We start from the raw sequence: 12,477 nt of genomic DNA on the forward strand, positions 1-12,477 counted from the left end.
CCCGCGACGTCCCTCAAAAGGTTGCCGCGCCGCGTTGCACAGGATCACGCAATGCGTATCCGTGCCCCCGACGCTTCTGACCAACCCGTGACAGCTACCGGGGGGAACCTCAGGTTCGTTGCCTCGACCAGGTCGGGCTGATGAAGGCGGGCGCCCCGGGAAGGTTGCCGGGGCGCCCGCTGCGTGCTGTGGTGTTCAAGCCGGTACGGTCACAGGCCGACGTGGTTGCTCATCGACATCGCGACACGGGACCACCATGCGAAGTTGTTCGTGTTCTTGGTGGTCTGGACTCGGTGCCAGATCTGGCCGTCGCCACCGATGGCAAAGACCTCGATCAGACCGTCCTCGCGCTTGAAGAGCGTCGGGTTGCCGTAGATGAGACCGCTCAGGTTCTCCCACGCGGTCCACGAGCCCGGGTCGGATGTCGAGGCCTGCTTGATCGACCACAGGTTGTCGTCCTGGCCGCGGCCCATGATGACGACCGTGCCGTCGTCGTTCTGGGTCAGCGCCAGCGAGTGCAGGTACTTCGGCGAGCCCACCGGGACCCACCAGGCGAACGAGCCGTCGCTGTTCTGCAGGCGGTGCCAGATCGAGTGGTCACCGCCGACGGCGAACACCTGCAGCCGGCCGTTGTTGTCCAGCACGGCGACCGGCTCGCTGTAGATGAGTCCGCCCAGGTTCGTCCAGGCGCCCCAGGTGCCGTCGACGGCCTGGACGCTGGTGTACAGGTTGTTGTTCGAGCCGCGCGCGAACATCTGCGGACGGCCGTCGCTGTTGCGCACGATCGGACCCGAGATCTTCATCGTCGCGCCCGGCGCCACGTAGAGGTCGAGGCGCAGGTTCCGGGCGGCGCCGTCCGGGTCCACACCCGCTGCGACCAGCGCGTGGCTTGTCGCGTCGAGGTCGCTCGGGATGGCGATCGTCTGGGTGAAGTCACCGCTGGCATCGGTGATGACGCTGCCCAGTTGGACCGGGTTCGAGTACATCGCGATGATCACCGTGGAGTACGGCGCGTAGCCGGACCCCTTGATCGTGATCTGCTGTCCCGGCTCTGCGGCGTTGATCGGGCCGACGTCGGTGGTGAGCGACGAGTCCGCCGTCGGTGCCGTTGACGGCGTCGTCGGTGCCGTCGGCGTGACGGAGTTGGACGCCGCGCTCGCCGCCGAGTTGCCGGCGGCCGATTGGGCCACCACCGTGACGGTGTAGGACATGCCCGCGTTCGCGCCGAGGACACAACTGGTCTCGGTCTTGGACTTTGTGGAGCAGGTGGCCGGGCCCGGGTTCGCCGTCACCGTGTACCCGGTGACCGGCGAGCCGTTCTCGGTCGGTGCCGTCCACGTAACCTCGATCGACGACACGCCGGCCGTCGCCGTCGGTGCCGCCGGTGCGTCCGGGGCGTTCCCCGGCGCGGGGGTCACCGTCAGCGTCGCCGCGCCGGTGGTCGCGCTGCCGAGCGAGTTCTGGAACACCGCACGGTACTGCGCGCCGTTCTGCTGTTCATTCGTGGTGAACGTCAGCGTCGTATTCGTCTGGCTGCTCATGTCGGTCCAGCTGCCGTTCGGGAGCTTCTCCTGCCACTTGACCGTCGGGGTCGGGTTGCCCGAGGCCGCCGCCGTGAACGTGGCCGTGCCGCCCGCGCTGCGCGACTGCGCGAGCGGCTGCGTTGTCACCGCCGGCGCCGCCGTGTAGGAGAACACGGTGTTGTTGTTGGACATGCCACCCGGTGCGGTGACCACGATCGCGGCGTCGCCGGCGGCGTGCGCCGGGGTGGTCACCTTGAGGCTGGTGGCGCCGATCGGCGTCAGGCCGGTGCCGGCCGTGCCGTCGAAGGTGACCTTGGTGGCACCGGTCAGGTAGGTGCCGGTGATGGTCACCTCGGTACCGCCGGCCGCCGGGCCGGTCGGCGGTGACACGCCCGTCACCGTCGGCGCGGCCACATAGGTGTACTCCACTGTGCCGTCGGACGTGCCGCCCGGCGTTGTCACCTCGATCGCGGCGTTGCCAGCGCTGTTCGCCGGAGTGGTCACCTTGAGGCTGGTGGCGGTGACCGCCGTCAGGCCGGTCCCGGGCGTGCCGTCGAAGGTGACCGCGGTGGCACCGGTCAGGTCGGTGCCGGTGATGGTCACCTCGGTACCGCCGGCCAACGGGCCCGCTGCTGGTGACACATCCGTTACCGTCGGTACTGGTACTGCGTATGCCGGCGTAGCCACCGCGACAGTCGCCGCGGTGAGGGCGAGGGCCAGCGCCGTGCCGGCCCAGGTTCGTCCGCGGGATGCCGGTCCCCTGCGGATGTTCGTCGTTGCGAACACTTTCCCCCCGTACAGGTGTTGGAGCGGCACCTGGTGTCGCTCGTTCTCCCTGAACGTAGATCAAACGTGAATATCTTTTGTGATCCTCCGCCGGATTCGCACCCGAAACGCCTGCCCCGACGCCCGGCCGGATCCCGGCGGGAGTAGCGCGGGCCGGCTGTGGTGAGCCGCGCGTCGGCGACACGCAAGAGTTCTCGTCACGGTTCGGTTTGGGCGTTGAACCCGACGGCCGGCTGAACATCGAGCAGTGAGCCGCTCACGCGTGGAGCGGGCGTTCACCGGCCCTGGGAGGAGTTCACGGAGCTGCGATGAGCCCTGCGCGCCGCGCATACGGTAGTGCGCGCCGGTGCGCATTCGAATCGTGGCCGGCCTTACGACGACGTTCGTGGCTGCCGGCCTAGTACTGCTGTCCGGCGTTCTCCGTTGCGGCCGCCAACATCCCCACCACATTTGTCGTCGACCCGGCCCTCCGCAGGTACGTCAACGCTATCCATCAATACGGTCCAGTTCGCCGGGCGCCGGGCCGGTGCTGGCCCGTCTCGAGCGGCCCGGCCGACATGGCGACACCTTCGGCGTGGGCGTGGCCGGCGGGGGCGGATCACTCACCCGCATCGGCCAGGCGCCGGCCCGGGGCCAAGGGCGCCGCGGGGCGGGCCGGTGCAGGATCAGGTCCTCGAAGGATCGGTGCCGCCGGCGTCGCACGGTAGTCGCCGCGATCCTGCACCCCACCCATTTCGAATGTCGCGCCTTTGAGAGCGCATCACGGGGTCGCTGAAGAATCCCGCGCCGCCTATACTAATTGAGGTCTGTCGCTATCGACATCGCGCCGTCCGATGGCATCGTCAATGGCGACCGCTGCATCGGCGCCGCAAATGCGCTGTCCACTCCGTCTCATGGGGGGCAATCACCTGTGCGCGTCAACTTCGCCTCAGTTCCTGGATCCCCACTCAAATCCAATGAAGACATCGTCGGCGCCACGCCGCATGTCGCCCTCGTCCTCGATGGGCTCACCTCCCCGGCCGATCTGGGCACCGGCTGCATTCACGGCACAAGCTGGTTCGTCGCCCGCCTCTCGGCGGCCCTGATCGAGCAAAGCACCCGCTGCCCCGACACGCCATTGACCGAATGCGCGGCCGCTGCCCTTGCTCGCGTCGCCGAATCCCACGCCGACAGCTGCGATCTGGCTCACACCGGCACGCCCAGCAGTTCCATTGCCATGCTGCGCGAAAACGAGACCACGTTCGAATATTTCTCGCTGGCCGACTCCGTTATCCTCCTCGACGGCCCTGACGGCATCAGGAAGATCTCCGACCGGCGTGCCGACGACTACGCCCAGACGGAGCACAAAGAGACCCTGCGCTATCAGATCGGCACCCCTGAGCACGGGCAGGCCGTCAGTCGTCTGGTGTCCGCCCAGCGACCGCACCGCAACACGCCCGGCGGCTACTGGGTCGCCGGCTCCAGCCCCGATGTCGCCTATCACGCCCTGACCGGCACCATCGACCGTGCCCACCTCGGTCGCGCCGCTCTGCTCAGTGACGGCGCCTCGTGCCTCGTCGAGGACTACCACCTTTCCGACTGGGCCGGACTGCTCGACGTCCTCGACACCCGCGGCCCCAGCCACCTGATCCAGCAGATTCGCGAAGCCGAAGGCTCGGATCCCGACGGAAAGCGCTGGCCGCGCTACAAGGCCAGCGATGACGCCACCGCGGTCCTCTGCCTGCCCGATCACCCTGCGTAGGCCCAATGCCTGCGTTGACGCCCCGCCAGCAAGCGCTGAGCGGGGCGTCGGTCTACGCGCCTTGGCTCAGCTCCTGGTGATCGCGAATGACTCCCGCGATCCGCGACACGTCGTCGAACGTCAGCGAATTGTGGATGGGAAGGCAGATACCCCGCTCGTATCCGGCCACGGCATTTGCAAAGTCGCGATCGGAGCCGTCCGGATCGCGCAACGACGCGAACGCGGGCTGGAGATGGAGCGGGTAGAAGAATGATCTCGGCTCGATCTGGCACGACGTAAGGTGCTTCATGAGCGCCGCTGCGTCATCCACGAGAATCACGCAGCGGAACGGGACCAGGTTGGCGCCTTCGGCAGCGCCCAGGATCCTGACGCCGTGAATTCCGCTCAGCGCCTTGCGATATGCGGCGTGGAGTTCCTGCTTCCTCTCGACAATCGTGCTCAGCTTGCGCAGTTGCACGCGTCCCAGAGCGGCCTGCATGTCGGTGATGCGGAGATTGAATCCCACGCTGGGATGGATGAACGTTCCGCTGTTCATGCGTCCCTGATTCCGAAGCAGGCGCAGCCGCTCGTAGGTCTTCTCGTCCCGACAGGTGACGAATCCGCCTTCGCCGGTCGTGATCGTCTTGTCGGCGAAGAAGGAGAAGCAGCCCACGTCGCCGAAGGTGCCGACGTGCTGGTCCCCGAAACGCACCCCCATGCCCTGGGCGGCGTCCTCGATGACCTGTATGCCCTTTCGGTCGGCGAACGCCGACACGGCGGCCATGTCACACGCCGTCCCGTAGAGGTGCACGGGCATGACAGCCCTCGTGGCCGACGTCGTCCGCCGTTCGGCATCCGCCAGGTCGATTTGAAACGTGGTCGGCTCGACGTCGACGAACACCGGCCTGGCTCCGGTCAGCAGGACCGCCGACGCGGAGCCGACGAAGGTCGTGTCCGGGACGAGCACTTCGTCGCCCGAGCCGATGCCGAGCGCCAGAAGGCCCAGCGCCAGTGCCAGGGTTCCGTTCGGCGCGAGGACGGCGTACCGGGCGCCGACGTACTCCTTCAACTCCTCGACGAATGCCGCGGACTCCGGGCCCTCGGTGATCCAGCCCGACTCCACAACCCGGCGTACCGCATCAGCCTCCTCTTGGCCGATGTACGGCGACACCTGTCGAATCCAGCCGTCACCCGACATGATCGACCGATCCCTTCAGCGCCTTCGCGCGTGCGGCGAGGTACCACTCGTAGGTGTCGCGGAGCCCGTCGTCGAACGAGATGCGGGGCGCCCAGCCCATTTCCCTGATCCGGCTGGACTCGACCCACTTCCGCGGCGCGCCGTCCGGACGCGAAGGGTCGAAGCTGAGCTCGCCGTCGAATCCGGCGATCGCGCAGATCTTCTCGGCGATCTCCCGGATCGAGACCTCGGATCCGCTCCCGACGTTCACCGTCTCGGGGGCCGAGTGGCGTTCCGCGAGATAGACCAGCGCATCGGCGCAGTCGCTCACGTGAAGGAACTCGCGCTTGGGGGCGCCCGAACCCCAGACCTCGAGCACGCCGGCCTTCGTCTCCACGGCGTGGCGTGCCTTCGACATCAGCGCCGGGATGACGTGTCCGCGACCCTCGTCGAAGTTGTCGTTCGGCCCGAACAGGCTCGTCGGCATGGCGGAGATGAAGTCGTGGCCGTACTGGATGCGATATGCCTCGGCCAGCTTCAGAGCCGAGATCTTCGCGATCGCGTACCACACGTTCGTCGGCTCGATCGCCCCGGTGAGCAGCGAGCTCTCGCGCATCGGCTGCTCCGCGTGCTTCGGATAGATGCAGGAGGAGCCGAGCACCATCAGCTTCGGCACGTCGGTACGGACCGCGGCGGAGATGACCGACATGTTGATCGCCAGGTTGTCGGCGATGAAGTCCGCCGGGAAGCTGGCATTCGCGGCTATCCCGCCGACCCGGCCGGCCGCAATGAAGATCATCTCAGGCGCGACGTCCCTGACCCACCGCAACGTCGCGTCACTGTCGCGCAGGTCGAGTTCGTCACGGCCGACGGTGACAAGCTCGACATCGCTCTCCGCAAGCCGCCTGACGAGTGCCGACCCCACCATCCCCTTGTGCCCGGCGACCCACACACGGCGGCCGGCGAGCGGAAATATCACCTCGCTCACGGGAGCGGCTTGAACACCTGGTTCGGCAAGCATCAGGTCCCCTTTCAGCTGCTGTGACTGTCGTGGCACAAGGTGTCGAGAAGGTGCCGCATGTCGATCTCCTCGGTGCCGCAGGCGATGTCGACCAGGAGACGTTCGGTCGAGCGCAGCAGGCACCGGAGATCGGCGTCCGGGAAGAACCTCAGGTCGCTGCGCAGTCTCATGTCCGCCCGGTCGGAGAATTCGTAGATGTCCAGCGCGAGGTCGGTGAAGCGCACCCCGTCCTCGGGGTTTTTGGCAGCGCAGACCCCGCGATCCAGCAGTTGCCTCAGCTCCTCGCGCGGAATGCCGAGCTGTGCCTCGATCCGACGCAACTCGTCGCCGCGCAGTTCCGGGCCCGGGCCCTGGATGGGCGTCGTCAAGTTCCAGTTGACCAGATACGGGAAGAACACCTCTTTCCCGTGCTCCGCCTTCATCTCGTCGTAGGATTTCTTCATGAGCTCCGGATCGTAGATCCCGTAGCGATAGGCCAGGAGTGTCGAATTGCCTGTCTGGCGGCAGAATTCCTCGAACGTCGATACCCCGACGTCGACGGAGAGGCCCGTGGACTGGGCAAGTTTCGCGACTGCCATCTGAAGGTTCGGGTTGAACCTGTTCCCGCTCGTCAACGCCAGGGGAAATCTGTCCTTCGACACTTTGGCGGAGAGCGCGGCGCAGTACGCCGCCAAGGCGACATTCAAGGCGCTCACGTTCAGTCGTCGGGCGATCTGCTGTGCCGCGACCACCACGGCCGGCGACGTGAGCTGATACTCCCGCAGGGGTGTCACGGAACGGTCCGTCAGAGGTTCGTCAACGTCGGCCAGGTCGCGGAATATGGCGCAGTGGTGTCGGGCGGACCTTTCCGCCAATGCCCGCCCGGCCGGGCTCGCTTCGAACTCGACTATCTGATGCGGCTGCCATGCGGAAGACGTCAGGACGGTCAGGCCGAGACTCCGCCGGCAGATCTCCTGACACGCGATCTCCGCGCCCATGTTGTCCGCGGAGGCATGATGAATGGCCAGATAGACGTGGACCGGCCTGCCCTCGAAGGTGACCACCGCGACTCTCACGGGAACTTCGTCGGGCTCGGGCGACAGTGGGCCGAGCAGCGCGACAACTTCCGCCGCGTCGAGCCGGGCCGACGTGGCGGACAGCTCGGTTACGGAAATTTCGCCGGCGCCCAGGATCTCTTGAAGCCATCGGCCGTCCCTCTCGAGGTAGCGCGTCCGAAGAGCCTCATGTGCCTCGCAGGTCATGCGAATCGCCTCGAGCACTCCTTCGAGGCTGACGGAGCCGCCGTCCAGCGAGCCGAATTTGGTGACATACACGAGATTCCCGGGGCCGCGCGAACGTATGTAGCCGAGCATCTCGCCCTGCGCCCAGCCGAGTTCGTAGACGCCCGCATCGCAGCCCGAGTAGCGCATGCTGTGCTGCTTCAGAATCTTCACGACAGGGCCCTTCCACGTATCGTCTGCAGCAAGGTGTCCAGATTCTCCAAACCGCCCAGGACGACCTCCGTCGGAAGGCCGAAGTCAACGAGGCAGGCGATTTCGTCGACGCCCATCCGGCCGAACTCCTCGGCGACGGGAAGGGCCTGATCGACCGTGCCGATGAGGCTGCCGCCGTGCATGTATTTCTCATACGCCGGCTGAACGGCGAGGCGAGCGAGCCTCAGCCTGCTCTGGGCATCCGAGCGGGAGTCGTCCCCGGGCCGCATCAGGTTCATCGCGCTCATGAGGTAGTCCTCCAGTGGGCCGCGAACCTCCTGTTCGACCTCGCGTTCCGTTTGCCCCACGTAGGCGTGAAGCATGAGCGCGACATGACCCGAGCCGGGGTGTCCACCGTCGCGAAAAGCCGCGCGATATTCCTGGATGCGTTGAGCCAGCACCGCGGGAGTCTGTGAGGCCAGGTGGGTCAGCACACCGACCCCCAGGCGTCCGGCCGCGACGAATGTCTCGGGGCTGCCTCCCGACGTGAGCCAGAGCGGAATTCCCGTCCCCCGCAGGGCATGCACGGCCTCGGTGGTCAACCGAACGCGGTCCTCGAAGCCGGTCGAGTTCAGGACGAAATCGCCGCGATTCCATCCCGAGGCGAGCGACACGCCGGCCCGCCCGTTCGAGGACGTGTTGATCAGCCGCCAATCCCGCACGATCTGCTCAGGGTCGTGAAGCGGCGCGACGACGCTTCCGGCGCGTACCGCGACCCTCTCCGTCACAGCCGCAACGGCCGCTCCGGTGACCGCGGGGTTCGGGTAGTTTCCGCCGAAGCGATGGAAGTGGCGCTCGGGCGTCCACACGGCGGCAAAGCCGTGAGTGTCGGCGAACCGCGCGCCGTGCAGCAGAAGGTCGTAACGTCGTGCGGCTTGCCGGGTCGAATCATCCGCGAAGTAGAACAGGCTGAGATCCACGATCGGACTTCCTTTCTCCGGCACGGCCGACTCCTGAGGCAGGTTCCCCGGACCGGCTACCGGCCGAGGTATTCGGTGCTGTGATCGGGCCCGTGCGCCAAGAAGCCCGCCACCGCCCGGTGGTGATCCGCGGTACCCGAGACGCGGTGCGCCACGGCCGGCAGGACGGCATCGGCCGCAACCACACCGCCGCGGCAGTACTCCCTGATGACCTGCTTCGTCCCCGCATGCGCCCGGGTGGGCCCGTTGGCGAGGCCCAGCGCGAGCTCGCGTGCCGCATCGGCAAACGTCGCGGGCTCGAACAGGGCGTTGACGACCCCCCAGTCCGCAAGCGTCGACGCCCGGTACAGGCTGCCCGTCATCACAAGCTCCCGCGCTCGTGAAACGCCTGCCCGCTCCGCCAGGCGTTGCGTCCCGCCCATCGCCGGTGTGAACGCGACTCTGCGCTCGACCAGTCCGAACCGTGCACTGCCCACGGCGACGATGAAGTCGCAGGCGAGCGCGATCTCGAAGGCGGCGGTGAGCGTGAGCGCGTGGGCCGCGAACACCGTGGGGCACGGCAGCCGCTCCAGCGCCTGGACGATGCGCAGATTGCGGCGCCAGTACCGCTCGACCTGGTCGGCGGGGGTGTCGCGGAAGATTCGGACGTCGACCCCCGCGCTGACGACACGCCCCGCCGCCCTGATCAGCAGAGCCCGCGGCGCATTGTTTTCCAACCAGTCGACGGCTGCGAACCACGCCTGCCACATGTCCTCGTCGAAGAGGTTGTGCGGCGGATTGTTCACGGTGACCACCGCAAGCGGGCCGTCGATCGACAGCCGCAGCCGACCGTTGAGATCGTGCGGGACCGGGCGCGTCGCGGCGCCGCCCTCATCAGAGCCGGGGACCGAGTCGCTCACGATGTCCGCCGGAAGATGCTGATGGCATTGTTCCCGCCGAACCCGAATGCGTTGTTCTGCACGTAACGGACGTCCGGGACCGGGCGGGCCGCTCCCGTGACGAGATCCATGCCGAGCTCGATCTCGCTTGCGTCGATCGCGGTCGGCGGCACCAGGCGATGCCTCAGCGTCAGGCAGGCCGCAACGGCGCCGGCCGCGCCCGCGGCGCCCATCATGTGGCCGATGGTGCCCTTGACGGCCGTCACCGCGGCGTGCGGAAAGTCTTCGACGAAGATGCTGCCCTCGATCGCATCGTTGATCCGGCTGCCGGTGCCGTGGGCATAGATCACATCGATGGCGGACGCCTCCAGGCCGGCTTCTTCGAGCGCACGGCGATGGCACGCCCTGACTCCCGCGGGATCAGGGGCCGTCGGGTGGCTGGCGTCGTTGCTGATCGACGCCGCGACCAGCTCCGCATAGGGCACCTGGTCCGGACGCAGCGCGCGTTCGGTCTGGAGGACCAACGCCCCTGCGCCCTCGGCGGGCGTCACGAAGCGTCGAGATCGCGAGAACGGCCGGCACGCCGCCGGGCCGATGGCCTGCAGGCTGCTGAAGCCGATGATGTTCTTCTGCGAGTACGCATCGCAGCCCACCACCACCGCGGTCTCGGCAAGACCCGACCTGAGCGCATCCCGCGCACAGGAGAGTGCGGCATTCGTCGACGCGCAGGTCGCCTGCACCACGAAGGCCGGCCCCGCACTGCCCACGACCCGAGCGACCGAGGACCCGATGCCGGCACTCGAGAAGCGTCCGGACCCGTCATCGACGCCGGCGCAGACCGCCTCGAGCACGTCGGCCTGGCCGTCACTGGTGCCGACGCAGACCACGGCTCGCGACAGGGAGGTGTCCGCGGCGCACAGGCCGGCGTCTGCAATGGCCTCCGTCGCGGCGTACGCGGCGTAGACCTCCGCCATCCGTGGTCTCGTCGTCCCCGCCGAGATCCTGCTCGCGGCCAGGGCGGCCTTGCGAGCCGACTCAGGTACCCACGCCCCGATCGCGCCGGGCTTCATTCCCTCGTAGAGGGGCGGCAGGTCGCCGAAGAGGGGTGCGGTTGAGCAGAGGCCGTCCCAGTAGGCGTGCCTGTCGGCTCCCGCCGGCGAGATGATGCCCAGACCCGTCACAAACACCCTTGGCGCGGCGGTCGTCATCGGGCGCTCCGTTCCGCGGCTACACCAGGCGCTGACAAGCGGGTGATCGTCACCTTCCCGCGAGGCCCTCCGAAGCCGAGACATTCCATGCTGACGACCTCGCCAACTTCCGTCCGGCGGGCGGTCCGGAGCAGATCCGCCAGGGCGAAGGCACCGTTGCGGCCGTAGCCGTCGCGCGGAGCCGCGACCGGCCCACGCAGCGATGTCCGGGGCGGCCTCGACCCACCGGCCTCGTCTTCTTCGGGTGTCTCGGCGAACTCGAAGCGTGCCTCGAACTCGGACCCCGCCGTGAGGCAGGTGTGCACGAGCCCGGATTCACACGCGAGTTCCGGCGCTTCCTTCGCGGCGTCCTCACGGGCTTCCACGCAATAGACGTCGCCCACCAGCAGCCTGCTCCCGGCGCTCTGCGGGTAGCCCAGGCCACACAGCGCCTGCCAGAACGCCATGATCGGCGTGAGGATGCCGGCGTTGATCGTGTAGTTACCGCCGGTCGCTCCGATGCGCATGCTGAGAAACGCCGCAGCGGAACTCGAGGTCGCACCCGGGAAGTACTGCGGGGACAGCCGCCGCCCCTGCGACTGCGCCGCACGTTGCAGCCCCAGCAGCGCTGGAGTGTTCCCGTACTCGGTGCCGATGACGACGATCTGGTTCGCAGTCGATTCGGACGGGTCGAGTGACTTTCCCACTACATAGAGGCAGCCGCGGGTGAACCAGTCGCGATAGCGGTCACCCTCGGAGCCGATGACGTCGTAGAGATCTCCGGGTGGAGCCGAAGGTTCGGAGGAGTCCTCTGGTATGTCGAGCACAACGAGGTCAACCTCGCCAAAACTGAACTGGAACACGAATTCACCTTCAGCGGCCTTCGTAACTCATGCGGGCTACGAGCTTCACGGGTACGCCCACCGCACCGTGCTTTATCAGCGGCTCTTCCTCGTGGTCGCCGCGAATCCGCCAGAGAACGTTGCGGGGAGATCTCGTGGGCGGCCAGTCGGCCGCGTTGACGACGCCCCAGCGCGCGAGAGTGTTCAGAAAGAACGGATCCGCGGCGACCCAGCGCCCGTCCACGTCGACCTCGAGCCACATGTGGGGCACGAGGAAGGGGGAACCCACGAAGTATCCCGATGCCTGGCGAACCACCAGGTCCGCCGCGGCGGCCACCCCGGCGAGGTAGATGTTCGCCGACCTGCAGTCGGCGATGCGATGCCGGCGAAGAAACTCCATATCCTGGGCCAGCTCGGGAATGAGCCGGTGGAAGTGGAGCTTTCCAGCCTCCTGGACGAGAGCCGAGAAACCGTTCCGGAAAACGTGGTCGTCATGCAGCAGCCGCACGTCCAGCTCGGTTTTCCAGCCGGTGCGGTCATGGACCACCGGGCCCACCGACCGGCCCTCGATCTGCGAGCTCACGGTGAAGTCACCATCATGGTCACACCCCCCGGCATGTCCCGGGACCGGGCAGGACCATGAAATCTGTACGGTGCAGCGAGCCGTGGCCAGGCGGGTGGGGTCCTTGAACGATCTGGTCCAGAGCGCCATGGCGGCACGGCTCGCCGATGGAAGCCTCAGATCCAGGCCCAGATTTTCCAGGTCCAGCGGATCGAACGCGACGTGATCGCGCCGGATCTCGCAGGGGAAGCCCATGTCGACAAGGACGTCGACGAATTCGCTGTCGACGCCGTAGACCGCAAGTGCCTGCGTGCGCGACACGGTGTAAGACCTGGACCACTCGGGCTTCACCAGCGCACGACCCAAGGCCTGCTCGAGCTCCTGCGGAT

The 12,477-nt window shown here is 67.4% G+C and carries 10 protein-coding genes; 1 reads left to right on the top strand and 9 read right to left on the bottom strand.

Annotated elements, in window-relative coordinates:
- Nucleotides 1–209 precede the first annotated feature (209 nt).
- Nucleotides 210–2,339 (bottom strand): DUF8189 domain-containing protein, encoded by a 2,130-nt coding sequence (locus ABT369_RS35690; protein WP_350618833.1) that lies wholly within the window; start codon nt 2,337–2,339, stop codon nt 210–212.
- An 880-nt stretch (nt 2,340–3,219) separates the two neighbouring features.
- On the opposite strand from ABT369_RS35690, the gene ABT369_RS35695 reads away from it, so the two are divergent.
- The gene (locus tag ABT369_RS35695; protein ID WP_350618835.1) at nt 3,220–4,050 is read left to right on the top strand and encodes a hypothetical protein; all 831 of its coding nucleotides are present in this window, start codon (nt 3,220–3,222) and stop codon (nt 4,048–4,050) included.
- 52 nt (nt 4,051–4,102) lie between these two features.
- On the opposite strand, the gene ABT369_RS35700 is transcribed toward ABT369_RS35695, so the two are convergent.
- The 8 genes from ABT369_RS35700 to ABT369_RS35735 are packed head-to-tail and all read right to left on the bottom strand — an operon-like array spanning nt 4,103 to nt 12,409.
- Nucleotides 4,103–5,227, bottom strand: coding sequence for a DegT/DnrJ/EryC1/StrS family aminotransferase (locus ABT369_RS35700; protein ID WP_350618837.1), 1,125 nt, complete (start codon nt 5,225–5,227; stop codon nt 4,103–4,105).
- Nucleotides 5,217–6,227 carry a GDP-L-fucose synthase family protein gene (locus ABT369_RS35705; protein WP_350618839.1) on the bottom strand — a complete coding sequence of 337 codons (1,011 nt, stop codon included), beginning with the start codon at nt 6,225–6,227 and terminating at the stop codon, nt 5,217–5,219. The genes ABT369_RS35700 and ABT369_RS35705 overlap by 11 nt, the downstream gene beginning before the upstream one ends.
- 11 nt (nt 6,228–6,238) lie before the next feature.
- On the bottom strand, nt 6,239–7,660 hold the full coding sequence (locus ABT369_RS35710) for a condensation domain-containing protein (protein ID WP_350618840.1): 1,422 nt from the start codon (nt 7,658–7,660) through the stop codon (nt 6,239–6,241).
- Nucleotides 7,657–8,619 carry an LLM class flavin-dependent oxidoreductase gene (locus ABT369_RS35715; protein ID WP_350618841.1) on the bottom strand — a complete coding sequence of 321 codons (963 nt, stop codon included), beginning with the start codon at nt 8,617–8,619 and terminating at the stop codon, nt 7,657–7,659. The genes ABT369_RS35710 and ABT369_RS35715 overlap by 4 nt, the downstream gene beginning before the upstream one ends.
- A gap of 56 nt (nt 8,620–8,675) precedes the next feature.
- A complete protein-coding gene (locus ABT369_RS35720) occupies nt 8,676–9,518 on the bottom strand; it encodes an enoyl-CoA hydratase/isomerase family protein (protein WP_350618842.1) in 843 nt (280 codons plus the stop codon).
- A complete protein-coding gene (locus ABT369_RS35725; protein WP_350618843.1) occupies nt 9,515–10,705 on the bottom strand; it encodes a beta-ketoacyl synthase N-terminal-like domain-containing protein in 1,191 nt (396 codons plus the stop codon). The genes ABT369_RS35720 and ABT369_RS35725 overlap by 4 nt, the downstream gene beginning before the upstream one ends.
- A complete protein-coding gene (locus tag ABT369_RS35730; RefSeq protein WP_350618844.1) occupies nt 10,702–11,547 on the bottom strand; it encodes a hypothetical protein in 846 nt (281 codons plus the stop codon). The genes ABT369_RS35725 and ABT369_RS35730 overlap by 4 nt, the downstream gene beginning before the upstream one ends.
- Nucleotides 11,548–11,557: 10 nt before the next feature.
- Entirely contained in the window at nt 11,558–12,409 is an 852-nt protein-coding gene (locus ABT369_RS35735; protein ID WP_350618845.1) for a transglutaminase-like domain-containing protein, read from the bottom strand.
- Nucleotides 12,410–12,477: the final 68 nt, after the last annotated feature.

The organism is Dactylosporangium sp. NPDC000244 (assembly GCF_040300725.1).
Taxonomy (GTDB): domain Bacteria; phylum Actinomycetota; class Actinomycetes; order Mycobacteriales; family Micromonosporaceae; genus Dactylosporangium.